The organism is Streptomyces platensis, from assembly GCF_008704855.1.
GTDB classification, from domain to species: Bacteria; Actinomycetota; Actinomycetes; order Streptomycetales; family Streptomycetaceae; genus Streptomyces; species Streptomyces platensis.
Window position 1 is genome coordinate 7,316,578 of record NZ_CP023691.1, and the last position, 25,435, is coordinate 7,342,012.

21 protein-coding genes and 1 tRNA gene are annotated in these 25,435 nt (G+C 71.4%); 16 read left to right on the forward strand and 6 right to left on the reverse strand.

Annotated elements, in window-relative coordinates; translation table 11 throughout:
* Positions 1 to 32: 32 nt before the first annotated feature.
* The 4 genes from CP981_RS32345 to CP981_RS32360 form a co-directional block, all read right to left on the reverse strand.
* The gene (locus tag CP981_RS32345; RefSeq protein WP_085922563.1) at positions 33 to 1,931 is read right to left on the reverse strand and encodes an ATP-binding protein; all 1,899 of its coding nucleotides are present in this window, start codon (positions 1,929 to 1,931) and stop codon (positions 33 to 35) included.
* Positions 1,928 to 3,334, reverse strand: coding sequence for a vWA domain-containing protein (locus CP981_RS32350; RefSeq protein WP_085922562.1), 1,407 nt, complete (start codon positions 3,332 to 3,334; stop codon positions 1,928 to 1,930). The genes CP981_RS32345 and CP981_RS32350 overlap by 4 nt, the downstream gene beginning before the upstream one ends.
* Before the next feature lie 145 nt (positions 3,335 to 3,479).
* Entirely contained in the window at positions 3,480 to 5,954 is a 2,475-nt protein-coding gene (locus CP981_RS32355; RefSeq protein WP_085922561.1) for a Tex family protein, read from the reverse strand.
* 242 nt (positions 5,955 to 6,196) lie between these two features.
* Positions 6,197 to 7,066 carry an SCO6745 family protein gene (locus CP981_RS32360; protein WP_085922560.1) on the reverse strand — a complete coding sequence of 290 codons (870 nt, stop codon included), beginning with the start codon at positions 7,064 to 7,066 and terminating at the stop codon, positions 6,197 to 6,199.
* 134 nt (positions 7,067 to 7,200) lie between these two features.
* On the opposite strand from CP981_RS32360, the gene CP981_RS32365 reads away from it, so the two are divergent.
* Together CP981_RS32365 and CP981_RS32370 are read left to right on the forward strand one after the other, a co-directional pair.
* Entirely contained in the window at positions 7,201 to 8,172 is a 972-nt protein-coding gene (locus tag CP981_RS32365; protein WP_085922756.1) for a GlxA family transcriptional regulator, read from the forward strand.
* Between the two features lie 61 nt (positions 8,173 to 8,233).
* Positions 8,234 to 8,878, forward strand: coding sequence for a DJ-1/PfpI family protein (locus CP981_RS32370; RefSeq protein ID WP_085922559.1), 645 nt, complete (start codon positions 8,234 to 8,236; stop codon positions 8,876 to 8,878).
* A 35-nt stretch (positions 8,879 to 8,913) separates the two neighbouring features.
* Here CP981_RS32370 and CP981_RS32375 read toward each other — a convergent pair whose 3' ends face one another.
* On the reverse strand, positions 8,914 to 9,684 hold the full coding sequence (locus CP981_RS32375) for an enoyl-CoA hydratase/isomerase family protein (RefSeq protein WP_085922558.1): 771 nt from the start codon (positions 9,682 to 9,684) through the stop codon (positions 8,914 to 8,916).
* 54 nt (positions 9,685 to 9,738) lie between these two features.
* On the opposite strand from CP981_RS32375, the gene CP981_RS32380 reads away from it, so the two are divergent.
* From CP981_RS32380 to CP981_RS32390, 3 genes are all read left to right on the forward strand, one after another.
* Positions 9,739 to 11,382: an ABC-F family ATP-binding cassette domain-containing protein gene (locus CP981_RS32380; RefSeq protein ID WP_085922557.1), complete on the forward strand. Its 1,644-nt coding sequence runs from the start codon at positions 9,739 to 9,741 to the stop codon at positions 11,380 to 11,382.
* A gap of 86 nt (positions 11,383 to 11,468) precedes the next feature.
* Positions 11,469 to 11,542: transfer RNA gene (locus CP981_RS32385), tRNA-Met, on the forward strand.
* Positions 11,543 to 11,757: 215 nt separating this feature from the next.
* Complete coding sequence (locus CP981_RS32390; protein ID WP_085922556.1) at positions 11,758 to 12,249, forward strand: ATP-binding protein; 492 nt, start codon at positions 11,758 to 11,760, stop codon at positions 12,247 to 12,249.
* Here CP981_RS32390 and idi read toward each other — a convergent pair.
* A complete protein-coding gene (gene idi, locus CP981_RS32395) occupies positions 12,224 to 12,835 on the reverse strand; it encodes an isopentenyl-diphosphate Delta-isomerase (RefSeq protein ID WP_085922555.1) in 612 nt (203 codons plus the stop codon). The genes CP981_RS32390 and idi overlap by 26 nt on opposite strands.
* 547 nt (positions 12,836 to 13,382) lie before the next feature.
* Between idi and CP981_RS32400 the strand changes: the two genes are divergently transcribed.
* The 11 genes from CP981_RS32400 (at position 13,383) to CP981_RS32450 (ending at position 25,361) form a co-directional block, all read left to right on the forward strand.
* Positions 13,383 to 15,188 carry a DUF5941 domain-containing protein gene (locus tag CP981_RS32400; protein ID WP_085922554.1) on the forward strand — a complete coding sequence of 602 codons (1,806 nt, stop codon included), beginning with the start codon at positions 13,383 to 13,385 and terminating at the stop codon, positions 15,186 to 15,188.
* A complete protein-coding gene (locus CP981_RS32405; RefSeq protein WP_085922553.1) occupies positions 15,185 to 15,922 on the forward strand; it encodes a phosphocholine cytidylyltransferase family protein in 738 nt (245 codons plus the stop codon). The genes CP981_RS32400 and CP981_RS32405 overlap by 4 nt, the downstream gene beginning before the upstream one ends.
* Complete coding sequence (locus CP981_RS32410; RefSeq protein ID WP_085922552.1) at positions 15,910 to 16,971, forward strand: iron-containing alcohol dehydrogenase family protein; 1,062 nt, start codon at positions 15,910 to 15,912, stop codon at positions 16,969 to 16,971. The genes CP981_RS32405 and CP981_RS32410 overlap by 13 nt, the downstream gene beginning before the upstream one ends.
* Positions 16,949 to 17,728, forward strand: coding sequence for a CDP-alcohol phosphatidyltransferase family protein (locus CP981_RS32415; RefSeq protein WP_085922551.1), 780 nt, complete (start codon positions 16,949 to 16,951; stop codon positions 17,726 to 17,728). Before CP981_RS32410 ends, CP981_RS32415 begins: the two co-directional genes overlap by 23 nt.
* Positions 17,729 to 17,742: 14 nt before the next feature.
* On the forward strand, positions 17,743 to 18,615 hold the full coding sequence (locus CP981_RS32420; RefSeq protein WP_085922550.1) for a glycosyltransferase family 2 protein: 873 nt from the start codon (positions 17,743 to 17,745) through the stop codon (positions 18,613 to 18,615).
* 78 nt (positions 18,616 to 18,693) lie between these two features.
* Entirely contained in the window at positions 18,694 to 19,623 is a 930-nt protein-coding gene (locus CP981_RS32425; RefSeq protein WP_085922549.1) for an ABC transporter permease, read from the forward strand.
* Positions 19,616 to 20,419: an ABC transporter ATP-binding protein gene (locus tag CP981_RS32430; RefSeq protein WP_085922548.1), complete on the forward strand. Its 804-nt coding sequence runs from the start codon at positions 19,616 to 19,618 to the stop codon at positions 20,417 to 20,419. Before CP981_RS32425 ends, CP981_RS32430 begins: the two co-directional genes overlap by 8 nt.
* A gap of 449 nt (positions 20,420 to 20,868) precedes the next feature.
* Positions 20,869 to 21,735, forward strand: coding sequence for a squalene synthase HpnC (gene hpnC, locus CP981_RS32435; protein WP_085922547.1), 867 nt, complete (start codon positions 20,869 to 20,871; stop codon positions 21,733 to 21,735).
* Positions 21,732 to 22,685 carry a presqualene diphosphate synthase HpnD gene (gene hpnD / locus CP981_RS32440; protein ID WP_425282181.1) on the forward strand — a complete coding sequence of 318 codons (954 nt, stop codon included), beginning with the start codon at positions 21,732 to 21,734 and terminating at the stop codon, positions 22,683 to 22,685. The genes hpnC and hpnD overlap by 4 nt, the downstream gene beginning before the upstream one ends.
* A 100-nt stretch (positions 22,686 to 22,785) precedes the next feature.
* Entirely contained in the window at positions 22,786 to 24,243 is a 1,458-nt protein-coding gene (gene hpnE, locus CP981_RS32445; protein WP_085922545.1) for a hydroxysqualene dehydroxylase HpnE, read from the forward strand.
* The gene (locus CP981_RS32450; RefSeq protein ID WP_085922544.1) at positions 24,240 to 25,361 is read left to right on the forward strand and encodes a polyprenyl synthetase family protein; all 1,122 of its coding nucleotides are present in this window, start codon (positions 24,240 to 24,242) and stop codon (positions 25,359 to 25,361) included. Before hpnE ends, CP981_RS32450 begins: the two co-directional genes overlap by 4 nt.
* Positions 25,362 to 25,435 lie beyond the last annotated feature (74 nt).

Sequence of the window (25,435 nt, forward strand, 5' to 3'; positions counted from 1 at the left end):
CGGCGACTCCGCCGACCGCCTCGCCCTGTCGCTCAGCCGCGGGGTATCAGTGCGAAGACCTCGATCCAGAAGCGCTGGACCTCGCTCGACGCCCCCACGAGGTAGGTGGAACGCAGCTTCGGCGGGAGCAGGGCCACCAGCCGGGCCACCGCCGCCTGATGCTGCTTCAGCTGCGACAACTCCGCGTTGGCCAGGACCTGGTGGACCAGATCGCTGTCGTTCGAGCCCTCGCTCGACGCACGCGCCGCCGTCCGCAGCCGCGTCTCCCAGGCGTCGACCTCCTGGGCCAGCTCGCGCAGGCCGGTGACCGGGCGGTTGCTGAGCCGGTCGAGGAGGGCGGTCAGCGACACCGGGGCGTATTCACCGTCACCGAGATAGACGGTGCCCATCTCCAGCGGCAGTCCGCGCTGGTGGAGTTTGATCAGCCGCTCCAGGGTGCGCTTGGTGATCCAGGCCCGGCCGTCCTCGTCGATGTCGTGCTTCCACCACTCCAGGACCGTCTCGGCGACGGCACCGTACTTCGCGATCAGCCACTCGTTGGCCGGGATGTCGCCCGGCTCGACGGTCAGCGAGACAGTGAAGCGGGTCGCCTGCGCGATGTTGTTCCGGGCGACCAGAAGCTTGCGGCCCAGGTGATACGGCGGGTTCTGCACCGCGATCTGCGCCCGCAGATTCTCGATCCGGCGGCCCGCCAGGGACCACTCCTGAGTGATCTCCATCAGCTTGGCGAACGCTGCCTTGTCCTTGGGGCGGTTGTACTCGTCCCACACGATCGCCTTCGGCTCCGGACCCAGGAACGATCCGGCCAGGAGGTTGTCCAGGGAGCCGTCGGTGGTCGGGATCGGTGCGCAGAGGTCTTCGACATTGGTCACCGGCATCGAGAAATACAGCGGCGCGCGCCCGTCGAGGCCCTCGCGGACGGTCTCGCGGACCAGCTCCGTCTTGCCGCACCCGGGCGGCCCCTGCAACAGCACCGACCAGCGGTTACGCAGTGCCGCACGCACCACGGCCCGTACCGGATCGGGGAGGGTGGCGGGGTTGGCGGCGCCCACCGCCGCCGCGATCCGGTCCAGCACCTCGGTCGTACGGTCCTTGCCCGGCCTGCCGTTGTCCTTCTGCTCGGCCAGCCGCAGCCGCTCGCCTTTGACCAGCGGCAGCCCCCAGCGCAGCGGGAAGCCCTCCCGGGCGTTGGCCAGGATGTGGTCGAGGGTGCGCGGGGAGAGCAGCTCGCGCAGGGCCGGGGCGAGGGTGGCCCAGAGGGTGAAGACCTCGCGCAGATTCCAGTCGCGGTACTTCGCCGCGAGCTGCTGCCGCCAGGACGTGTCGTTGGCGGTGATCCGGATCGTCACCATGCGGTCCAGGACGGCCAGATCGCTGCGCCGGGCCGCCGTCTCCGCCAGCGATTCGTTGTCCGTCAGGAAGACGCCGATGCAGCCCAGCTCCCGCAGGTCGTACTCGCCCAGCGTCCAGTTGCAGGCGATCTGCATCAGCTGTGACTGGATCGTCGCACCGGCCTGGAGCGAGTCGTCGATCAGCAGCACGAACGGCTTGCCGGGCCGCAGCTGGCTCATCACCAGCTGCCGCAGCACCAGTTCGCCCGTCTTGGCGTCGCGCACCGGCGCGTTGGCGAGCAGATCGTCCGGGGTGAGATTGGCGGCCGGCACGAAGACCAGCTCGGCATCCGGGTACGCCGTGGGCAGATGGGAGAAGAAGGTGGCCGTTTTGCCGATGCCGTGCTCGCCGAAGATCTGGCCGGTCTGACCCATGTCGATCATCGCGTCGATGAACGACTCCAGCCGGGAGACCCCCGGCCGGCCCTCCGGGGGCTCGGGGTAGGTGGCGCTGGGCCGCCATCCCGCGGGGCGGGGCGGCGGGGTCTGCGCGGTGGCCACGGCCCCCGGAGGTGCCGCGGTCGGCGTGGTCGTGCTCATCGGTCTCCTGTCGTCACACGGTGGCAGGCCATCGGCGGGGTGTGGTGGTCGGGCCAGTCGTTGCCGCCCGGCGTGATCAGCCAGATCCATTTGTCCGGCTCGGCGGGGGTGATGTGCGGGGCGTAGCCGTCGGTGAGCATCACCACGGCGTCCGGTATCTCCTCGAAGCCGCGGCCGTCGACCGTCGTGCGCCCCTCGACGTAGTCGGCCACCGCCTGGAAGCTCGTGCCTCCGCCGCCGTACACCTTCTCGCCGGGGTGGAACGGCATCACCGCACCGTCGAACGACAGCCAGTGGGCGGTCACCCCGTCGATCTGGCCCACCAGCTCCGTCAGCCAGTCGACCACCGCATCGGGCATCGACCCCGAGGTGTCGTACGCGATCACGAGGTTCTTCTCCCGCACCGGGCCGCACCGCGACAGCATCGGATCGTGGCCCAGCGCCGCCAGCAGGGCGCCGCGCTTCTTCGGATAGACCAGCCGCTCGCCCTCCCGCAGCTTGGACGCGAGGACATCGACCAGCCAGCGCTGCCACCAGTCGACCTTCCCCGTCCGCGGGGTCCTGCCGCGCAGCGCCCCCGCGCCCAGCCGCCCCCACACCCGGCTCGCATGCTCCGAGGTGCCGTCCGTACGGTCCATCAGATCGAGCAGTTCCCGCTCCGCGCCCGGGTGTCCGCGCCGCGCCGCCAGCAGGGAGTTGACCAGCGCGGAGGACACCGTCTCGTCGAGGGTCGGCTGATCGCCGTCCGCCGTCTCCGGGTCCGTGAGATGCACACAGGACACCGTGGGAACGGGCGGCTGCCGCATGCGCTTGAGCTCGGAGAACACGGTCATGTCGGTCTCGACGAAGGCGTCGTAGCCGAGGGGTTCGAGTCCCTGGGCCGTCAGATCGCCCGCGTAGTCCCGGTGGATCTCGCGCGGGTCGACCCCCGTGGGCCGGCCGTCGAGCTGCGGCAGCTCCTTGCGGCCGAGCCGGACCAGGGCGACATGGTTGATGGCGACCTCGGCGGCGAGGGTGAAGACGGGGTCCGCGCGCAGCTCGGGATCGGCGAACAGATGACGGTGCACCAGATGCCGCGCCTCATGGAAGAGGACGAACTTCACGCCCTCCAGGCCCAGCCGGACGAAGAAGCCGGGGTTGTAGAGCAGCGGACAGCTGCCGTCCCCGGAGGCCACCACGGCCGCGGTCGGCACGGCCGTCGTCGGGATCTGGTGGTGGCACTTGGCGTAGATCCAGGACGCCACCACGGATTCCGTCAGCCCGAAATCCAGCAGCGCGGCTTCCTTCAGCCGCCGCGCCTCCGCGACCACGTCCGGTGCCGCCGGGTGCCAGCTCTCCAGGGCCCGCCGGTCGGTCAGATCAACCACCGGCCGGTGCCCCACCGTTGTCGTGTCGTACGCCATGCCCCGCCCCCGTTCTCAGCTGCCTCCTTTCGTATCAGGAGGCACTGACAACGGAGCACGGCGGGAGGTGCCACGAGGGGAGCGAGGGCCGGCGCACCGGCGGCAGCGGGACCGGCCCGCTGCCGCCGGACACCGTACGGCTGCCTCAGCGGCCGCCGCGGTCCTTGCCCAGGAGCCCGGCCCGCCGCAGGGCGTCCGCCATCGCGTCGTTGGCCGGTCCGGCGTCGCGGCCGCCCCTGCGGTCACCGCCGCGCGGTCCGCCGCCGCCCTGCCGCTGCCGCGGCGCACCGCCCCGGCCGCCCTCACGCGGCGCACCGCCCCGGCCGCCCTCGCGCGCTCCGCCGCCGTTGCCGCCCCGGCGCTCGCCGCCACCGCGCCGCTCGCCGCCGCCACCGCCCGCCGAGGCGCCCTTGCCGTGCTCATCGTCCAGCCGCAGCGTCAGCGAGATCCGCTTCCGCGGAATGTCGACATCGAGCACCTTCACGCGCACGATGTCGCCCGGCTTCACCACGTCCCGCGGGTCCTTGACGAAGGTCTTCGACATCGCCGAGACATGCACCAGACCGTCCTGGTGGACGCCCACGTCCACGAACGCCCCGAAGGCGGCGACATTGGTCACCACACCCTCCAGGAGCATCCCCGGCTCCAGGTCGCCGATCTTCTCCACGCCTTCCTTGAAGGTCGCGGTCTTGAAGACCGGGCGCGGGTCGCGGCCCGGCTTCTCCAGCTCCTGGAGGATGTCGCTCACCGTCGGCAGTCCGAAGGAGTCATCGACGAAGTCCGCGGCCTTCAGGGTGCGCAGCACCGCCGTGTTGCCGATCAGCGAACCGACCGCGGTATCCGCCGACTTCACCATCCGGCGCACCACGGGGTACGCCTCGGGGTGCACGCTGGAGGCGTCCAGCGGGTCGTCGCCGCCCCGGATCCGCAGGAAGCCCGCGCACTGCTCGTACGCCTTCGGGCCGAGCCGCGCCACGTCCTTGAGCGCCTTGCGGGAGCGGAAGGGGCCGTTGTTGTCCCGGTGCGTGACGATGTTCTCGGCGAGCCCGGAGCCGATGCCCGAGACCCGCGAAAGCAGCGGCGCCGAGGCGGTGTTGACGTCCACGCCGACGCCGTTCACACAGTCCTCGACCACCGCGTCCAGCGAACGCGACAGCTTCACCTCGGACAGATCGTGCTGGTACTGGCCCACGCCGATCGACTTCGGGTCGATCTTGACCAGCTCGGCCAGCGGGTCCTGGAGGCGCCGGGCGATGGACACCGCACCGCGCAGCGAGACATCCAGCTCGGGCAGCTCCTGCGAGGCGAACGCGGAGGCGGAGTACACCGAGGCACCGGCCTCGGACACCATCACCTTCGTCAGCTTCAGCTCCGGCTGGGCGGCGATCAGATCGGCCGCCAGCTTGTCGGTCTCGCGGGAGGCGGTGCCGTTGCCGATCGCGATCAGCTCGACGTCGTGCTCGCGGGCCAGCTTCGCCAGCGTGGCCAGTGAGGCATCCCACTTCTGCTGCGGTACATGGGGGTAGATGGTCTCCGTGGCGGCCACCTTGCCGGTCGCGTCCACGACGGCCACCTTCACGCCCGTACGGAAACCGGGGTCCAGTCCCATCGTGGCGCGCGTACCGGCGGGCGCAGCCAGCAGCAGATCGCGCAGGTTCGAGGCGAAGACCCGGACCGCCTCGTCCTCGGCGGCCTGCCGCAGGCGCAGCCGCAGATCGATCCCGAGGTGCACCTGCACCCGGGTGCGCCAGGCCCAGCGGACGGTGTCCTGAAGCCACTTGTCGCCCGGACGGCCCCGGTCGGTGATGCCGAAGCGGTGCGCGATGGACTGCTCGTAGGAGCTCGGCCCCTCGGTGGCCGCCGACGGGTCCTCCGGCTCCAGGTTGAGATCGAGGATCTCCTCCTTCTCGCCGCGGAACATCGCCAGCACCCGGTGGGAGGGCAGTTCGGTGAACGGCTCGGCGAAGTCGAAGTAGTCGGCGAACTTCGCGCCGGCCTCCTCCTTGCCCTCGCGTACCTTCGCCGCCACCCGCCCGCGCGACCACATCCGTTCGCGCAGCTCACCGATCAGGTCCGCGTCCTCGCCGAACCGCTCGGTCAGGATGGCCCGCGCGCCCTCCAGGGCGGCGGCCGGATCGGCGACACCCTTGTCGGCGTCCACGAACGCCGCGGCCGCCGCGGCCGGTTCCACCGAGGGGTCGCTCAGCAGCCCGTCGGCGAGCGGCTCCAGGCCCGCCTCCCGCGCGATCTGTGCCTTGGTGCGGCGCTTGGGCTTGAACGGGAGGTAGATGTCCTCCAGCCGTGCCTTGGAGTCGGCGCCGCGGATCTGCGCCTCCAGGGCGGCGTCCAGCTTGCCCTGGGACCGTACGGACTCCAGGATCGCGGCCCGCCGCTCCTCCAGCTCCCGCAGATAGCGCAGCCGTTCCTCGAGCGAGCGCAGCTGCGCGTCGTCGAGCATCTCGGTGGCTTCCTTGCGGTAGCGCGCGATGAACGGGACGGTCGAGCCGCCGTCGAGCAGTTCGACCGCGGACTTCACCTGCCGCTCCTTGACGCCGAGCTCCCCGGCGATCCTCGCTTCGATGGACCCGAGGGCCCCGATGGGCTCAGTGGATGCCGTCACGTTGATCCAGACCCGCCTTCCAGCGCTTGCTTGAGCCTGCATTGTGCCGGGTGGCGGGCCGGACTGTCGCGCCGCCCAGCCGCCGGGGGTGTCCGTGACCTCACCTCGTCCGCCCGGAAACCGGGAGGGACGCGCTGATACCCCCGGCGCCGGGGTGCGCGAAGACCTCGCACACCCCGGCGACCGCGGGGCACCGCTTCTGAGGGTGCGTTACGTACAGGAACGTGCCGATACGTTCCGGATCACCTGCCGAACAGCACTGCGGGGAAGGCCCCGGCGTTCATGGCCGTGGTGGTGAAGCCGGTCGCCAGCTCGGTGAGCCGGGCCACGCCCTCGGCGCCCAGGTGCTCGTACGGGGCCCGGTCCAGCCGGTCGGTGGTCCGCTCCAGCTCCTTGCGCAGCAGGACTCCGGCCTCGGTCAGCTCGCCCCCGCCGTCCAGGAGGCCGCGCGACCGCAGCCGCTCCTGCGCGGCCTGCCAGTCCTCCTCCGCCCAGCCTCGGGTCGCCATGATGCCCTGGTGACTCATGCCCCGGCCGGTGGCCGTGTGGGTGACCAGCGCCTCCAGGCCGTCGAGTTCGGCGTTCAGCAGCGCTATCAGGTGGCCGTCGCCGCGGTGTTCGCGCAGCAGCGTCGCGGCGTGCCAGTAGGCCAGATGCGGGGCCTGGGGCACCGGCAGATCGGCGTGCGCGGCGTACAGCGGCCGGGCCCGGCGGGTGCAGGCCTCGGCGGCGTGCAGCGCCAGCTTCGCCGCCTCGGCCATCTCCGGCGACTCGACGGCCTCGGTACCGAGCAGCCGGCGCAGCGTGGCGTCCACGGCGCGCAGCCGGGCGTCGAGCACCTGCTGGGGCGTGGTGACGGACCAGATGTGCGGGACGTGCTGGGCGATGAGCTCGTGCTTGAAGTTGTAGAAGGTCGCCGTGATCGTGCCGGGGCCCACGGCACCCATGGCCGCGCCACGACAGGCGAAGTAGGCGGCGCTGCGGTTGTCGAGGCCGAGCTTCGCCATCTCCTCGGACAGCTCCGGCGCGAAGTAGTGCGTGGAGTGGAACGGGTTGACGACGTTGTGGCAGGTGCGGCCGGCCTTCTCGGGCAGTGCACTCGTAGCAGTCATGGCAGCAGGTTACCGACCGCTCGGTATGAGGCTAGGGGGAGGGTGCCTCCGGTGGGTCGGGGAAGGTCGCGATGGCAGTAAAGGTGGGATATCCGTCATTGCCGCCACCCGCGTGACTGTCCAGGATGGACGGCATGGAACCGCGCGATGTGCTGGTCGTCCTCTTCGACGGCCTCCAGAGCCTCGATCTGACCGGACCGGTCGAAGTCTTCGACGGTGCGAACCATGGCGCCCCGGGCGCCTACCGGATCCGCACCGCGAGCCTGGACGGCGGCCCGGTCCGTACCTCCAGCGGTCTGACGCTCACCCCGGACCTCGCGCTCACCGACACCGCACCGCCGCACACCCTCCTGGTACCCGGCGGCGAAGGCACCGGCCACCCCGACCCGCGGCTGATCGACTGGCTGCGGACGCACGCCCCGCGCGCCCGCCGCAAGGTCTCGGTGTGCAGTGGCGCACTCCTGCTGGCCGAGGCCGGGCTGCTGGACGGGCGCCGGGCGACGACCCACTGGATGCTCTGCGACACCCTCGCCGAGCGCTTCCCCGCGGTGCGTGTCGAACCCGAGCCGATCTATGTACGGGACGGCGACCTGGCCACCTCCGCGGGCGTCACCGCCGGTATCGACCTCGCGCTGGCCCTCGTGGAGGAGGATCTCGGCCGGGACCTCGCCCTGACCATCGCCCGGCATCTGGTCGTCTTCCTGCGGCGTCCCGGCAACCAGACCCAGTTCAGCGCCCAGCTCGCCGCCCAGACCGCACAGCGCCGGCCACTGCGTGACGTCCAGCAGTGGATCACCGACAACCCGGCGGCGGACCTCTCCGTCGACGCCCTCGCCGCCCGCGCCCTGCTCTCCCCGCGGCACTTCGCCCGGGCGTTCCGCGAGGAGACCGGCATGACACCGGGCCGCTATGTCGACCGGGTGCGGCTGGAGGCCGCCCGGCGGTGCCTGGAGGACACCACCGACGGCATCGGGCAGGTGGCGCGCCGCTGCGGCTACGGCACCCCCGAGGCGATGCGCCGCGCCTTCCTCCGCGTCCTGGGCGCCTCACCGGCCGAATACCGCCGCCGTTTCCAGCCGGCCTCACCACCCGTACCCACCCCCTGAACCCCGCCGGCCGCCACGAACCCACCGCGCCGGCCCCATCCACCGACGACAGGAACCGAAGATGCAGCTCGCGATCCTTCTCTACGACCGCTTCACCACGCTGGACGCCGTCGGCCCCTACGAAACCCTCAGCCGGCTGCCGGGCGCGGAGGCGGTGTTCGTCGGCGAGCGCACCGGCCCGTACCGCAACGACCTCGGCTCGCTCGGACTGGCCGCCGACGCCACGCTGGACGAGGTCACCGCGCCGGACATCCTCGTCGTGCCGGGCGGCCCCGGGCAGCTCGCGCACATGACGGACGGCCCGCTGCACGAGTGGATCCGCGCCGTGGACGCCCACACCACCTGGACCACCTCGGTGTGCACCGGTTCGCTGATCCTCGCCGCCGCCGGTCTGCTCACGGGGCGCCGGGCGACCTCCCACTGGCTGGCACTGGACCAGCTGCCCGCCCTCGGCGCCGAGCCGACGGGGGAGCGGGTGGTCTTCGACGGCAAGTACGTCACGGCGGCCGGTGTCTCGTCCGGTATCGACATGGGGCTGACGCTGGCCGGCCGGATCGCCGGGGACACCGTGGCCCAGACGATCCAGCTCGGCATCGAGTACGACCCGCAGCCGCCCTACGACGCGGGCTCCCCGGAGAAGGCGCCGGCCGAGGTCACCGCGGCGCTGCGAGAGCAGAGCCGGTCCGTGCTGACCGGGCAGGAGTAGGGCGGCCGCCGCCCGGCTCCCCGGGCCCCCGGCGGTCAGTCCGTGGGCCAGGTGAACCGCGGCGCCCGGCGCTCCAGGAAGGCGGCGGCACCCTCCGCGGTGTCGCCGCTCGCGCGCGCCTGCGCGGCCCAGTACGCGCCGCGCTCCTCGGCCTCGGCGGGCGGTACGTCCCAGGTCCCGTTGGCCAGCTCCTTCGCCGCGGTCTGGGTGAGCAGCGACCGGCTCGCGAGGACGGCCGAGAACTCCGCCACCCGCTTGCCCAGCTCACCCTCGGCCAGCACCTCGTCCACCAGGCCCGTACGCAGCGCCCGCGCACAGTCGATCAACTCCCCGGAGAACAACAGGTACTTGGCGGCGGAGAGCCCGACCAGCCGGACCAGCCGCCGGGTGGCGGACGCCGGATAGGCCACCCCGAGCTTGGCCGGCGTCACCCCGAACAGCGCGCCCTCCTCCGCGAAGCGCAGATCACACGCGGCCGCCAACTGCGCCCCGCCCCCCACGCAGTAGCCACGTATCGCCGCCAGCGTCGGCCCGGGAAACGCCGCCAGCGCCTCCTCGGCCGCCACCGCCAGGCCCTGCGACTCACCCGCCCCCTCCCGCAGCGTGCCGATGTCCGCCCCCGCGCAGAACGTCCCGCCCTCGCCCGTCAGCACCAGCGACCGGACGGCACGATCACCCGCCAGCCGCTCCAGCAACGGCGGCACATCCCGCCACATCTGCACCGTCATCGCATTCCGCTTGCCGGTGTTGCTGATGGTGACGGTCGCGGTGCCGTCGCTGACATGCGTCTTCAGACCGGGTTCCATGCCCCGGATATTAGAGCGCCCGCGAGTTCCCGGCCCGATACGATCGGCGGCCTGATGTCAGCAACTCTCGTCGCCAAAGACCTCGCCGCCGGCCACGGCGAGCGCGTCCTGTTCTCCGGTCTCGATCTGGTCGTCGCCCCCGGGGATGTGATCGGCCTCGTCGGTGCCAACGGGGCGGGCAAATCCACCCTGCTGCGCCTGCTGGCCGGCCTGGACACCCCGGAGGAGGGGTCGCTCGCGCTCGGCCCGCCCACCGCCACCGTCGGCCACCTCCCGCAAGAGCCCGACCGCCGCCCGGGCGAGACCGTACGGGCCTTCCTCGCCCGCCGCACCGGCGTCGCCGGCGCCCAGCTCGCCCTGGACACCGCCACCCAGGCGCTGGTCGAGGAACGCCCCGGCGCGGACGACGCCTACGCCACCGCGCTGGAGCGCTGGCTGGCCCTGGGCGCCGCCGACCTCGACGAGCGCGCCGAGGAGATCGCCGGCCGGCTCGGCCTGACCATCGGCCTCGACCAGCCGATGACCACGCTCTCCGGCGGCCAGGCCGCCCGCGCCTCGCTCGCCTCCCTGCTGCTCTCCCGCTACGACATCTTCCTGCTCGACGAGCCGACCAACGACCTCGACCTGGACGGCCTCGGACAGCTGGAGGACTTCGTCACCGGGCTGCGCGCCGGCACCGTCCTGGTCAGCCACGACCGCGAGTTCCTGACCCGTACGGTCAACCGCGTCGTCGAACTCGACCTGGCCCAGCAGCAGGTCAACACCTACGGCGGCGGCTACACCTCCTACCTGGAGGAGCGCGAGCGGGCCCGGCGCCATGCGCGGGAGCAGTACGACGAGTACGCCGACACCAAGGCCGCTCTGGAGACCCGCGCGCACACCCAGCGCAACTGGATGGAGAAGGGCGTCAAGAACGCCCGCCGCAAGGCCACCGACAACGACAAGATCGCCCGCAAGGGCCGGGTGGAGGCCACCGAGAAGCAGGCCGCCAAGGCCAAGCAGACCCAGCGCCTGATCGAGCGGCTCGATGTCGTCGAGGAACCGCGCAAGGAGTGGGAGCTGCGGATGGAGATCGCCGCCGCACCCCGGGCCGGCGCGGTCGTGGCCACCCTGCGCGGTGCCGGGGTCCGGCGCGGCGACTTCCGCCTCGGCCCGGTGGACCTCCAGATCGACTGGGCGGACCGGGTCGCCATCACAGGCCCCAACGGCTCCGGCAAGTCCACCCTGCTCGCCGCCCTCCTCGGCCGGCTCCCGCTGGACGCCGGGCAGGCGTCGCTCGGCCCCGGGGTGGTGGTCGGCGAGGTCGACCAGGCGCGCGGGCTGTTCTTCGGCGACGATCCGCTGATGGACGCCTTCCGGCTCTCCGTACCGGATCTGTCGCCCGCCGATGTGCGCACCCTGCTCGCGAAGTTCGGGCTGAAGGCGGCACATGTGCTGCGCCCGGCGCGCACCCTCTCGCCGGGGGAGCGGACCCGGGCCGCGCTGGCCCTTCTCCAGGGCCGCGGGGTCAACCTCCTCGTCCTGGACGAGCCGACCAACCATCTCGACCTGCCGGCCATCGAACAGCTGGAGTCCGCGCTCGCCTCCTACCCGGGCACCCTGCTGCTGGTCACGCACGACCGCCGGATGCTCGAAGCGGTGCACACCACCCGCCGCATCGAGGTCGACGGGGGACGGATCACCGACCGGACGGTGTGAGAACCCCGGGAGCGGCGGCCCGCGGCACCCGTGGTGATTATCGATTTGGCCCTGGGGCCGCCGACCCGTACTGTGGTGTTCACCGACGCGGGGTGGAGCAGCTCGGTAGCTCGCTGGGCTCATAACCCAGAGGTCGCAGGTTCAAATCCTGTCCCCGCTACTGAAGACAGAACAGCAGGTCCGGTGCTCAGGCACCGGACCTGCTGTTCTTGGTGGTCCAGGGCGCGGCGGTCCGGGAACGCGGCACAAAGGGAACAGGTCCGGTCCCCGGGCCGGGCCAACCACTCGGAATCGGCCAGAAGCCGTCGATAGATGCTGACTTGTGGTCAGCAGGCCGGTCCGGACCAATGCATTCCCAACACTCTTCCTGTGAGGATGCCTTCCGGACCCCCCGCAGAACCCCCCGAAGAGCTGACCTCCCCGCTCGCGTACGAAGGTGTCTGGCGGTTCACCGCCCCGGCACTGGAGGCCTCGGTGCCGCAGGCCCGGCACGCGGTCCGGGATCTGCTCGCCGAACAGTGTGTACCCGTCGCCGCCGCGATCATGGACGGCCTGCTGCTCATCGTCTCCGAACTCGTCACCAACGCCGTCCGGCACGCCGCCCTGCTCTCGCCCCAGATCGCCGTACAGGTCGCCCTCGGGGCGAACTGGCTACGGGTCGCGGTCGAGGACGATCACCCCTACCGCCCCAAGGCATTGGAGGCGGACCAGGGTGATCTCGGCGGCCGCGGACTGTGGCTGGTCAAGACGCTGACCGCGGAGGTGGGCGGCACATGCGGTGTGGAACACACGAGGAACGGCGGCAAGGCCATCTGGGCCGAGCTGCCGCTCACCCCGCCTGCTACCAGCCCGCCGCTCCTCCGGTGAGCTCGCGCACCGCCGGCCGCGCCGCGTCCAGCACGGTCATGAACCAGGCGGAGAACGGCGCCTCGGCATGCCGCTCGGCCAGCTCCTCCGGCGTCACGAAGGCGATCTCGCCGATCTCCTCGGGGTCGGGCGCCGGCTCGGCCCGCACCAGCCCGACGAACAGGTGGTTGTACTCCTGCTCCACGAGGCCGGAGTCCGGGTCGGGATGGTTGTAACGGACCGTGCCGGCCTCGGCCAGCAGGGAGGGTGCCAGGCCCAGTTCCTCCGCGGTCCGGCGGGCTGCGGCCGCGAACGGCGCCTCGCCCGGGTACGGATGCCCGCAGCAGGTGTTGGACCACACACCGGGGGAGTGGTACTTCCCCAGCGCCCGGCGCTGGAGCAGCAGTCGGCCCTTCTCGTCGAAGAGGAAGACCGAGAAGGCCCGGTGCAGCTGCCCGGGGGGCTGATGGGCGGCGAGCTTCTCCGCGGTGCCGATCGTCGTACCGTCCTCGTCGACCAGCTCCAGCATGATCGGTTCGGCGGTGCCGCCCGGTGTGCTCACCGCCGGGTCCCCGGCGGTCTGTCCGTTGGCAGGTGTGATCGGCATGCCCATCCTTGTCGTCGGTCTTCGACGCCAAGTCTGCCCTAGCCGGGTCCGCATCACCGGCACAGCGGGTGCGCGGCGCAACAAGCCCGTGCACCGGTCACCCGGCGCGCCTGCCGTGAGATGGTCCACACCCGCCGCCGGGCCCTCGGCCCCCGGCCCGGTGGATACCGGCCGGCGGCCGTGGCGCCACCGGCGGACGGCAGGCGCCCCGGACCTGGGATGGCTCTCACCACACCGGCCCCGGCACAACCCGCCCGCCCTGTGACCAGCCCTCTCATAACCGGCACCGGATCGGGTCCCGGGTCTGCGGGCCAGTTGTTCATGGGCCACCCGATCCACCATGATGATCGCGGCAGGCGCAGCCGTCGGTCACTCGATCGTGCGGTGAATGCGCGGTGAACGGCCGCATCCGGCGATCCGATAGCCTCTGCCGACGTGCCACCCGGCCCTCCCAGGGGCGAGGTGTGCCACGCCCGCTGCCCGGGTAGTTCGTATCGAATGCGGACCGACCGGCGCTGCCTTGTCAGCATCCAAGGAGTGAGTTCGTCTGTCGACCGCCATCCTCACCGGTCCGCCGGTCGCCGGGTCGCCGCTCGAAGCCGACCTGCGCGCGCTGGGCTTTGACGTCCGTACGGCGGACGATGCCACGGCCGCCGCCGAGCTGATCAACGCGGTGCCCGCCCAGGAGCGGGTCGCCGTCGTCGACCCTCGCTTCGTCGGCCATCTGCACGCCCTGCGGCTGGCGCTGACCGACCCCCGCTTCCCGGCCGCGGCCGTGCCCGGCGCGCTCACCGCGCAGCCCGCGGCCCGCGCCGCGCTGACCCGCGCGGTCGGCCGGATCCCGGTCGGCGCCGGCACCGCCCACCTCACGGACGTCCTCACCGACACCCTCACCGAGTCCCTCGACCGCGACGGGACCGGTCTGCACCGCGTCGAGCTGGGCAGCCTGGTCGCCACCGTCGCGCTCACCCCGGCGCAGCGCGAGGACGCCCGGGAGGCCGTCGCCGCCGTCGACGACGAGGCCGTCCGGCTGCGCACCGCCGTGAAGTCCCGCGACGGGTTCTTCACCACGTACTGCATCAGCCCGTACTCCCGCTACCTCGCCCGCTGGTGCGCGCGGCGCGGGCTCACCCCCAACCAGGTCACCACCGCCTCGCTGCTCACCGCGCTGATCGCGGCCGGCTGCGCGGCGACCGGAACCCGTGGCGGCTTCATCGCTGCCGGCTTCCTGCTGCTGTTCTCCTTCGTCCTGGACTGCACCGACGGGCAGCTCGCCCGCTACTCCCTCCAGTACTCGACGATGGGCGCCTGGCTGGACGCCACCTTCGACCGGGCCAAGGAGTACGCGTACTACGCGGGCCTCGCCCTCGGGGCGGCCCGTGGCGGGGACGATGTCTGGGCGCTGGCGCTCGGCGCGATGGTCCTGATGACCTGCCGCCACGTCGTCGACTTCTCCTTCAACGAGGCGAACCACGACGCCACCGCCAACACCAGCCCCACCGCCGCGCTCTCCGGCAAGCTCGACAGCGTCGGCTGGACGGTCTGGGTGCGCCGGATGATCGTGCTGCCGATCGGCGAACGCTGGGCCATGATCGCGGTGCTCACCGCGCTGACCACCCCGCGCATCGTCTTCTACGCCCTGCTCATCGGCTGTGCGCTGGCCGCCTGCTACACCACGGCCGGCCGGGTGCTGCGCTCGCTGACCCGTCGGGCCCGGCGTACCGACCGGGCCGCCCAGGCGCTGGCCGACCTCGCCGACTCCGGGCCGCTCGCCGAGCTGATCGCCCGCAGCGCCCGGGGCCGCGGCCGGACTGGTTCCTTCCTGGCCCCCGTCATGGCATTTCTCTCAGCCGCCGTGCTGCTGGTCTGGGTGATCTTCGAGAACGACCCCGCGTCCTGGCTGACCGTCGGCGTCGCCGCCGGTTCCGCGCTGCTGGCCGGTGCGGCCGTGGCCCGGCCGCTCAAGGGCGCCCTCGACTGGCTCGTCCCGCCCTTCTTCCGGGCCGGCGAATACGTCACCATCCTGGTGCTGGCCGCCCGCGCGGACGTCCCCGGAGCGCTTCCGGCGGCGTACGGGCTGGTCGCGGCGGTCGCCTACCATCACTACGACACGGTCTACCGCATCCGTGGCGGCACCGGAGCCCCGCCGCGGTGGCTGGTCCGGGCGACCGGCGGACATGAGGGACGGATCCTCGTGATCACCGTCCTCGCCGCCGCGCTGTCCCCCTCAGGTTTCACAATCGCGCTGACGGCCCTCGCTGTGGCCCTGGCGCTGCTGGTGCTCATCGAGAGCATCCGTTTCTGGGTGTCCTCCCAAGCACCCGCCGTACACGATGAAGGAGAACCCGCATGATCGGCCTCGTGCTGGCTGCCGGCGCCGGACGGCGTCTGCGCCCCTACACCGACACCCTGCCCAAGGCTCTGGTGCCGGTCGACGGGGACACGACCATCCTCGACCTGACCCTCGGCAACTTCGCCGAGATCGGCCTGACCGAGGTCGCGATCATCGTCGGCTACCGCAAGGAAGCCGTCTACGAGCGCAAGGAGGCCCTGGAGCAGAAGTACGGCCTCAAGCTCACCCTCATCGACAACGACAAGGCCGAGGAGTGGAACAACGCCTACTCCCTGTGGTGCGGCCGTGACTCCATCAAGCACACCGTGATCCTCGCCAACGGCGACACCGTGCACCCGGTCTCCGTCGAGAAGACCCTGCTTGCCGCCCGCGGCAACGGCCAGAAGATCATCCTCGCCCTCGACACGGTCAAGCAGCTGGCCGACGAGGAGATGAAGGTCATCGTGGACCCCGCCAAGGGCGTCCAGAAGATCACCAAGCTGATGGACCCGGCCGAGGCGACCGGTGAGTACATCGGTGTCACCCTCATCGAGGGCGAGGCCGCCGAGGAGCTGGCCGACGCCCTGAAGACCACCTTCGAGCGGGACCCCGACCTCTACTACGAGGACGGCTACCAGGAGCTCGTCAACCGCGGCTTCAAGGTGGACGTGGCCCCGATCGGCGACGTCAAGTGGGTCGAGATCGACAACCACGACGACCTGGCGAAGGGCCGTGACATCGCATGCCAGTACTGACCCGCCTCATCCCGTCCCCGGTCGTCGTTGACATCAACGCCGGCGCCCTGGACGACCTGGCGGGCCTGCTGGCCGATCAGCGCATCTCCGCGTCCGGCAAGCTCGCCATCGCGATCAGCGGCGGCTCGGGGGCACGGCTGCGCGAGCGGCTGTCCCCCGCGCTGCCGGGCGCCGAGTGGTACGAGGTCGGCGGCGGCACCCTGGACGACGCGATCAAGCTCGCCGACGCCATGAAGAAGGGGCACTACGACGCCGTCGTGGGCCTCGGCGGCGGCAAGATCATCGACTGCGCCAAGTTCGCCGCGGCGCGGATCGGTCTGCCGCTGGTCGCCGTCGCGACGAACCTGTCGCACGACGGTCTGTGCTCGCCGGTCGCCACCCTGGACAACGACGCGGGCCGCGGCTCCTACGGGGTGCCGAACCCGATCGCCGTGGTGATCGACCTCGACATCATCCGCGAGGCCCCGGTCCGGTTCGTCCGCTCCGGCATCGGCGACGCGATCTCCAACATCTCCGCGGTCGCGGACTGGGAGCTCTCGCACCGCGAGACCGGCGAGGACATCGACGGACTGGCGGCTGCCATGGCGCGCCAGGCCGGCGAGGCCGTGCTGCGCCACCCCGGTGGCGTCGGCGACGACAACTTCCTCCAGGTGCTGGCCGAGGGCCTGGTCCTCACCGGCATCTCGATGTCGGTGGCCGGCGACAGCCGCCCGGCGTCCGGCGCCTGCCACGAGATCAACCACGCCCTGGACATCCTCTTCCCCAAGCGCGCGGCGAGCCATGGCGAGCAGTGCGGCCTCGGTGCCGCCTTCGCCACGCATCTGCGCGGGGACAAGGAGACCCGGGACCTGATGGTCGAGGTGCTGCGCCGGCACGGTCTGCCGGTCACACCCGGCGAGATCGGCTTCACCGACGAGGAGTTCGTCGAGGCCGTCGCGTACGCGCCCAAGACCCGCCCCGGGCGCTACACCATCCTTGAGCACCTCGACCTGTCCGCCGACCAGATCAGGGACGCATACGCCGACTATGCAGAAGCCGTCAGTAGCTGAACTCCGCCCGGTCGTGCACCCCGAGGGTGTCAAGGACCGGCGCAGCGGTGAGCACTGGGGCGGTCGCCTCTATATGCGCGAGATCTCCTTGCGCATCGACCGTCACCTGGTGAACACGAAGGTCACGCCCAACCAGCTGACCTACCTGATGACCGTTTTCGGCGTCCTCGCCGCCCCGGCACTGCTCGTGCCGGGGATCGCGGGCGCCGTGCTCGGTGTGCTGATGGTCCAGCTGTACCTGCTGCTCGACTGTGTCGACGGCGAGGTCGCCCGCTGGAAGAAGCAGTTCTCGCTGGGCGGGGTGTACCTGGACCGGGTCGGCGCCTACCTGTGCGACGCCGCGGTCCTGGTCGGCTTCGGCCTGCGCGCCGCCGACCTGTGGGGCTCCGGCCGGATCGACTGGCTGTGGGCCTTCCTCGGCACCCTCGCCGCCCTCGGCGCGATCCTGATCAAGGCCGAGACCGACCTCGTCGGCGTCGCCCGGCACCAGGGCGGGCTGCCGCCGGTCAAGGAGGCGGCGTCCGAGCCGCGCTCGTCCGGTATGGCGCTGGCCCGTAAGGCCGCCGCGGCGCTGAAGTTCCACCGGCTCGTCCTCGGGATCGAGGCGTCCCTGCTGATCCTGGTCCTGGCGATCGTGGACTCGATCCGGGGCGACCTGTTCTTCTCCCGCCTCGGCGTCGCCGTGCTCGCCGGTATCGCGATCCTCCAGACGCTGCTCCACCTCGTGTCCATCCTCGCCTCCAGCAGGCTCAAGTGACGGGGGCGTCCCGAATGCGGATCGGTGCGGTTGTCCTGACGATGGGCAACCGCCCCGAGGAGCTGCGCGCGCTGCTGGACTCGGTCGCCAAGCAGCACGGCGACCCGATCGAGACCGTCGTCGTGGGCAACGGTTCGCCGCTGCCCGAGCTCCCCGACGGCGTACGGACCGTCGAGCTGCCGGAGAACGTCGGTATCCCGGCGGGCCGCAATGTCGGCATCGAGGCCTTCGGCCCCGGCGGCAGCGACGTCGATGTGCTGCTCTTCCTCGACGACGACGGGCTGCTGGCCAGGGAGGACACCGCCGAACTGTGCCGCGAGGCGTTCGCCGCCGACCGGGAGCTCGGCATCATCAGCTTCCGGATCGCCGACCCGGACACCGGCGAGACCCAGCGCCGGCACGTCCCGCGGCTGCGTGCCTCGGACCCGATGCGGTCGTCGCGGGTCACCACCTTCCTCGGCGGCGCGAACGCGGTCCGGACGCATGTCTTCGAGGAGGTCGGCGGGCTGCCCGACGACTTCTTCTACGCCCACGAGGAAACCGATCTGGCCTGGCGGGCGCTGGACGCCGGCTGGCAGATCGACTACCGGTCGGACATGGTCCTCTTCCACCCGACGACGGCACCGGCCCGGCACGCGGTCTACCACCGGATGGTGGCCCGTAACCGTGTGTGGCTGGCCCGCCGCAACCTCCCCGCGCTGTTGGTTCCGGTCTATCTCGGTGTCTGGTTCCTGCTCACCCTCGCCCGGCGGCCGTCGCGACCGGCGCTGCGGGCCTGGCTGGGCGGCTTCAAGGAGGGCTGCGTCACGCCGTGCGGTCCCAGGCGCCCCATGAAGTGGGCTACGGTTTGGCGACTGACCCGACTGGGCCGCCCTCCCGTCATCTGACAAGCTCGTATCTGAGAGCATCAGGCGCGAACCGGGGCGTGGCCCCGGCAGCGCACCTTGAGGACGAAAGTGTCAACTGTGAGCGAGACCACGCACGACAGTGCGGTCGCCATGAGTGCCCCGCCATCTTCCGACGAAGGGCTCACGCCCGCCCAGCGGGCCCAGAAGTACGGGCTCTCGCAGAGCGGGGCCCGTCCCGGCCTTCCGGAGTACGTCCGGCAGCTCTGGGACCGGCGGCATTTCATCTCCGCCTTCGCCAGTGCCAAGCTGACGGCGCAGTACAGCCAGGCCAAGCTGGGGCAGGTCTGGCAGGTGGCGACACCGCTGCTGAACGCGCTCGTGTACTACTTGATCTTCGGCCTGCTGATCGGCACGAGGAAGGGCGTCCCCGACTTCGTTCCGTTCCTGGTGACCGGTGTCTTCATCTTCACCTTCACGCAGAGCTCGGTGATGGCCGGTACGCGGGCGATCTCCGGCAACCTCGGTCTGGTGCGCGCGCTGCACTTCCCGCGGGCCTGTCTGCCGATCTCGTTCTGCCTGATGCAGCTCCAGCAGCTGTTCTTCTCCATGGGTGTGCTGGTCCTCATTCTGCTCGGCTTCGGGCAGTTGCCGACGTGGTCGTGGCTGCTGGTCGTGCCGGCGCTGGCGCTTCAGTTCGTGTTCAACACGGGGCTGGCGATGGTGATGGCGCGGCTGGGTTCGAAGACCCCGGACCTGGCGCAGCTGATGCCGTTCATCATGCGGACGTGGATGTATGCCTCCGGCGTGATGTTCAGCATCGACCTGATCCTCAAGGGCAAGCACGTCCCGGCGTTCGTGGAAATCGTGCTCAACGCCAACCCGGCCGCGATCTACATCGACCTGATGCGGTTCGCGCTGATCGACAGCTTCCACGCGAGTCAGCTGCCGCCGCATGTGTGGGCGTTCGCCGGGGGCTGGGCGCTGGTGATGGGCGTCGTGGGCTTTGTGTACTTCTGGAAGGCTGAGGAGCGGTACGGACGTGGCTGAGCAGAAGAACGGCGTCCAGCCGACCGAGGCAGCCGCGGAGCGGATCCCGACGGTGATCGCGGACGATCTGCACATCGTCTACCGCGTCTACGGCACCGGCGCGGGCCGGGGCAGCGCCACCGCGGCCCTCAACCGCATCGTGCGCCGCAAGCCCTCCTCGGGTGTGCGTGAGGTGCACGCGGTCAAGGGCGTCTCCTTCACCGCCTACCGGGGTGAGTCGATCGGGCTGATCGGGTCCAACGGCTCGGGCAAGTCGACGCTGCTCAAGGCGGTCGCCGGTCTGCTGCCCGCCGAGCGCGGCAAGGTCTACACCCACGGCCAGCCCTCGCTGCTGGGCGTCAACGCGGCCCTGATGAACGATCTGACCGGCGAGAAGAACGTCCTGCTCGGCGGGCTGGCGATGGGTATGTCCCGTGAGCAGGTCCGGGACCGCTACGAGGGCATCGTCGACTTCTCCGGCATCAACGAGAAGGGCGACTTCATCTCGCTGCCGATGCGCACCTATTCGTCGGGTATGGCGGCCCGGCTGCGGTTCTCCATCGCCGCGGCCAAGGATCACGATGTGCTGATGATCGACGAGGCGCTGGCCACCGGTGACCGCAGCTTCCAGAAGCGCTCCGAGGCCCGCATCCGCGAACTGCGCAAGGAGGCCGGCACGGTCTTCCTCGTCAGCCACAACAACAAGTCCATCCGCGACACCTGCGACCGCGTGCTGTGGCTGGAGCGCGGTGAGCTGCTGATGGACGGTCCGACGGACGAGGTCATCAAGGCGTATGAAAAGGAGACGGGCAAGTAGTCCGCTCCGCACTCGAAGGCCTCCGCGAGTCCGCCTCGCGGGGGCCTTCCAGCGTGCAGACAGGTCAACTCCTACGGTCCCGGGATCAGTTCGGGCATATGGGGCGCCGGCTTGATCTTCGTCTCACGCTTCGGGACCCGCTCGGACGTGCGTGAGATGTACGACGTAAGCTGTACGGGTACCGAACAGCACAAGTGGTATATGTCGGGCAATGCTCACCCAAGCGGGCGATGTGGGCTCGATCGAGGCGCGTCGCCTGCTGCGGCGTGTCCGAAATAGGATGTTTTAGCTTGGCGGTGTAGAACGGGAGACGTGACGGCAATGGCTACTGGTTCGCTCCGGCACCGAAATGCGCCGGGCAGCCCCCGGTGAGCCGAGACAACGAGCAGGCGCGTCGCGCCTTCCTCCGAAGGGGGGCGGCGGGTGACGGGCGGGAGCAGACGCGCACCGTGCTCGATCAGGCCGCACACGAGAATTTCCCGGTCGCACCGTTCTTCCTGCCCCGCGCCTGGCGGACCGATCTGATGGCCGTCTACGGCTTCGCCCGGCTCGTCGACGACATCGGCGACGGCGATCTCGCACCCGGCGGCGGCGATGCCGTACTCCTCGGGCTGGAGCGCGCGCAAGCAGATGACCGGGCGGCTTTGCTGGACGCGCTGGAGGCCGACCTCCACCGCGTCTTCAGCGACCGCGCGCCGGGCCCCCGGCATCCGCTGCTGCGCCGGCTCGGCCCGACCGTCCGCCGCTGCGCGCTGACCCCCGAGCCTTTTCTCCGGCTGATCGAGGCCAACCGGCAGGACCAGCGGGTGAGCCGCTACGGCACCTATGACGACCTCGTCGCCTACTGCGAGCTGTCCGCCAACCCCGTCGGCCGCCTCGTCCTCGGCATCACCGGCACCGCGAGCCCCGAACGCATCCGCCGCTCGGACGCGGTCTGCACCGCCCTGCAGATCGTCGAACACGTCCAGGACGTGGCCGAGGACCGCGGGCGCGACCGTATCTACCTCCCCGCCGAGGACATGAAACGCTTTGGTGTCACCGAGGCGGATCTGGCCGCGCCCAGCGGGGGCGCATCGGTGCGCGCGCTGATCGCCTACGAGGCGGAACGCGCCCGTGACCTGCTGAATGAAGGCACCCCGCTGGTGGGTAGCGTCCACGGCAGACTCAAGCTGCTGCTGGCCGGATTCGTGGCCGGCGGACGCGCTGCACTCCAGGCGGTCGCGGCCGCCGATCACGACGTACTCCCTGGACCGCCCAAGCCGACCAAGCTCAGCCTGCTGCGCGAGGTAAGGGCGACATTGCGAAGGAAGGGGTGAGTCGGACCGTGGAGGCATCTGCACACGCGTCCGCGCCGGTGCTCGCTGCGTATCGCTACTGCGAGGCCATCACCGGGCAGCAGGCACGCAACTTCGCCTATGGCATCCGGCTGCTGCCGACCGACAAGCGGCAGGCCATGTCGGCGCTCTACGCCTTTTCCCGCCGGATCGACGACATCGGCGACGGCACCCTGGAGCCCGCCGCCAAGCAGGGGCGCCTGGAGGACACCCGGACGCTGCTGGCCCGTATCAAGGACGGCCGGATCGACGAGGACGACACCGACCCGGTGGCCGTCGCGCTGTCCGACGCCGCCCGCCGCTTCCCGCTGCCGCTGGAGGGGCTCGACGAGCTGATCGACGGCGTGCTGATGGATGTGCGCGGCGCGACCTATGAGACCTGGGACGAGCTGAAGGTCTACTGCCGCTGCGTCGCCGGCGCCATCGGCCGCCTCTCGCTGGGCGTGTTCGGCACCGTCCCGGGCGCGCCGGACGCCGAGCGCGCCGCCGAGTACGCCGACACCCTCGGCCTGGCCCTCCAACTCACCAACATTCTCCGGGATGTTCGCGAGGACGCCGGCAACGGGCGCACCTACCTGCCCGCCGAGGACCTCGCCAAGTTCGGCTGCGCGGCCGGTTTCGACCGGTCCGTGCCGCCGCCCGGCTCCGACTTCACCGGTCTGGTGCACTTCGAGGTGAAGCGGGCCCGTGCGCTGTTCGCCGACGGCTTCCGGCTGCTGCCGATGCTCGACCGGCGCAGCGGCGCCTGTGTGGCCGCGATGGCCGGCATCTACCACCGTCTGCTGACGCGGATCGCCGCCGACCCCGAGGCGGTGCTGCGCGGCCGGGTCTCCCTGCCCGGCCGGGAGAAGGCCTTCGTCGCGGTGCGCGGGCTGTCCGGGCTCGACGCACGGGCGATCGGCCGGCGGCAGGCCGTCCGGAGGCGCGGATGAGGTGCCGGGCGGCGAACGACAGCGGTGATCCCGCGTCAGCGCGGCAGGCAACCCTCCCCGGGCCGGCTGCGTCCCAGACAGCAGTACAGGGGGAGATCACATGACATCGGGAGCGACCCGAACCGACCGGCACCGTGAGCTGCCGCCCGGCCGTCCCGAAGGGGCGGCTGCGGTGGTCATCGGGGGCGGTCTCGCCGGCACGACCGCGGCGCTCGCACTGGCCGACGCCGGGCTGCGGGTCACCCTGATCGAGGGCCGGCCCCGCCTCGGCGGCCTGGTCTTCTCCTTCCGCCGCGACTCCGCCGCCGGCGAACTGTCCGTCGACAACGGCCAGCATGTCTATCTGCGCTGCTGCACCGCCTACAGCCGGCTGCTGGAGCGGACCGGCGCCGCACATCTGGTGCCCCTCCAGGAGCGGATGGACGTGCCGGTCCTGGACGCCGACCGGATGCGGCTCGGCCGGCTGCGCCGTACCGCGCTGCCCGTTCCGCTGCACCTCGCCCGGAGCCTCGCCGGCTACCCGCATCTGTCCCCTGCCGAGCGCGCCGGGGTCGTGCGGGCCACCCTCGCGCTCAAGGGCCTCGACCCGGCCGACCCCGCGCTGGACGGTCTGGACTTCGGCAGCTGGCTGCGCCGGTACGGCCAGTCGGCCCGTGCGATCGAGGCGCTGTGGGACCTGGTCGGCATCGCGACCCTCAACGCCCGGGCCGGTGACGCCTCGCTGGGCCTGGCCGCCAAGGTCTTCAAGACCGGGCTGCTGTCCGCCCCCGGCGCCGCCGACATCGGCTGGTCCCGCGTCCCGCTCGGCGACGTCCACGACACCCTCGCCCGTACGGCCCTGGAGAAGGCCGGCGTCCGCATCGCCCTGCGCACCCGCGCCGGTGCCGTCACCCGCCGGGACGGCGGCTGGCAGGTGTCGGTGGAGAACGGCCCGCACGGCACCGAGCAGCTCACCGCGGACACCGTCGTCCTCGCCGTACCCCAGCGCGAGGCGCACGGTCTGCTGCCCGACGGGGCGCTGGACGGCAAGGACCGGCTGCTGGACATCGGCACCGCCCCGATCCTCAACCTCCATGTCGTCTACGACCGCAAGGTGCTGCGCCGCCCCTTCTTCGCCGCGGTCGGCTCCCCGGTCCAGTGGGTCTTCGACCGCACCGACGCCTCGGGGCTGACGCGGATCGCCGGGAACGAGCGCTGCCAGTATCTGGCGGTCTCGCAGTCCGCCGCGCAGGAGGAGATCGACGAGCCGGTCGCCAAGCTCCGCGCCCGCTATCTGCCCGAACTGGAGCGGCTGCTGCCCGCCGCCCGGGGCGCCAGGATCGTCGACTTCTTCGTCACCCGCGAGCGCACCGCGACCTTCGCGCCCGCCCCGGGCGTCGGCAGGCTCCGCCCCGCCGCCCGCACTCAAGCCCCCGGCCTGTTCCTGGCCGGTGCGTGGACCGCCACCGGGTGGCCCGCGACCATGGAAAGCGCTGTTCGCAGCGGCACTGCCGCCGCTCGCGAGGCACTCAACGAACTCGGCTTCCCCCAGGGCCAGTTGCCTCAGGAGGCGGCATGACTACGAGTACGAGCGCTCGCACGAGCACGAGCGTCGGAAACAGAGGAGAAACCGTGAACCCGGCTTCCCCAGCTATCGACACCGAGGGCGTCACCGCGCTGCTGGAGCGCGGGCGGACACTCGCCACCCCCGTGCTGCGCGCGGCCGTGGACCGGCTCGCTCCTCCCATGGACACCGTCGCCGCCTACCACTTCGGCTGGATCGACGCCGAGGGTCACCCCACCGCGGGTGACAGCGGCAAGGCGGTGCGGCCGGCGCTTGCGCTGCTGTCGGCCGAGGCCGCCGGTGCGGCCCCCGAGGTCGGTATCCCCGGGGCGGTCGCCGTCGAGCTGGTGCACAACTTCTCGCTGCTGCACGACGACCTCATGGACGGTGACGAGCAGCGCCGGCACCGCGACACGGTGTGGAAGGTGCACGGCCCCGCGCAGGCCATCCTCGTCGGTGACGCGCTGTTCGCGCTCGCCAACGAAATACTGCTGGAGCTCGGCACGGTAGACGCCGGCCGCGCCACCCGCCGGCTCACCCTGGCCACCCGTAAGCTGATCGACGGTCAGGCCCAGGACATCTCCTACGAGCACCGCGAGCGGGTCACCGTCGAGGAGTGCCTGGAGATGGAGGGCAACAAGACCGGCGCGCTGCTGGCCTGTGCCGTCTCCATCGGTGCGGTCCTGGGCGGCGCCGACGACCGCACCGCCGACACCCTGGAGAAGTACGGCTACCACCTCGGCCTCGCCTTCCAGGCCGTCGACGACCTGCTCGGTATCTGGGGCGACCCGGACGCCACCGGCAAGAAGACCTGGAGCGATCTGCGTCAGCGCAAGAAGTCGCTGCCGGTCGTCGCCGCGCTGGCGGCCGGTGGCCCGGCCTCCGAGCGTCTCGCCGGGATCCTGGCGGCCGACGCGAAGAAGAGCGAGACGGAGATTGCCGACTTCACCGAGGAAGAGTTCGCCTCCCGCGCGGCCCTCATCGAGGAGGCCGGCGGCCGCGAGTGGACCTCTCAGGAGGCCCGCCGCCAGCACGCCACCGCCATCGCCGCCCTGGACGAGATCGCCATGCCGGAGCAGGTCCGCGCACAGCTCGTCGCGCTCGCGGACTTCGTCGTCGTACGACAGAGATGAGCAGTATCGACACCGAATAGTTCGCAGTCGCCGGCCGGTGCCAGCCGGGCGCCGGCCGACGGAATCCCTGAGCA

Bases quoted from the DNA above. Each gene is read 5' to 3' on its own strand.
- CP981_RS32345 (WP_085922563.1), bottom strand. From the start codon at position 1,931: ATGAGCACGACCACGCCGACCGCGGCACCTCCGGGGGCCGTGGCCACC.
- CP981_RS32350 (WP_085922562.1), bottom strand. From the start codon at position 3,334: ATGGCGTACGACACGACAACGGTGGGGCACCGGCCGGTGGTTGATCTG.
- CP981_RS32360 (WP_085922560.1), bottom strand. From the start codon at position 7,066: ATGACTGCTACGAGTGCACTGCCCGAGAAGGCCGGCCGCACCTGCCAC.
- CP981_RS32365 (WP_085922756.1), top strand. From the start codon at position 7,201: ATGGAACCGCGCGATGTGCTGGTCGTCCTCTTCGACGGCCTCCAGAGC.
- CP981_RS32370 (WP_085922559.1), top strand. From the start codon at position 8,234: ATGCAGCTCGCGATCCTTCTCTACGACCGCTTCACCACGCTGGACGCC.
- CP981_RS32375 (WP_085922558.1), bottom strand. From the start codon at position 9,684: ATGGAACCCGGTCTGAAGACGCATGTCAGCGACGGCACCGCGACCGTC.
- CP981_RS32380 (WP_085922557.1), top strand. From the start codon at position 9,739: ATGTCAGCAACTCTCGTCGCCAAAGACCTCGCCGCCGGCCACGGCGAG.
- CP981_RS32390 (WP_085922556.1), top strand. From the start codon at position 11,758: ATGCCTTCCGGACCCCCCGCAGAACCCCCCGAAGAGCTGACCTCCCCG.
- idi (WP_085922555.1), bottom strand. From the start codon at position 12,835: ATGCCGATCACACCTGCCAACGGACAGACCGCCGGGGACCCGGCGGTG.
- CP981_RS32405 (WP_085922553.1), top strand. From the start codon at position 15,185: ATGATCGGCCTCGTGCTGGCTGCCGGCGCCGGACGGCGTCTGCGCCCC.
- CP981_RS32410 (WP_085922552.1), top strand. From the start codon at position 15,910: ATGCCAGTACTGACCCGCCTCATCCCGTCCCCGGTCGTCGTTGACATC.
- CP981_RS32415 (WP_085922551.1), top strand. From the start codon at position 16,949: ATGCAGAAGCCGTCAGTAGCTGAACTCCGCCCGGTCGTGCACCCCGAG.
- CP981_RS32420 (WP_085922550.1), top strand. From the start codon at position 17,743: ATGCGGATCGGTGCGGTTGTCCTGACGATGGGCAACCGCCCCGAGGAG.
- hpnE (WP_085922545.1), top strand. From the start codon at position 22,786: ATGACATCGGGAGCGACCCGAACCGACCGGCACCGTGAGCTGCCGCCC.
- CP981_RS32450 (WP_085922544.1), top strand. From the start codon at position 24,240: ATGACTACGAGTACGAGCGCTCGCACGAGCACGAGCGTCGGAAACAGA.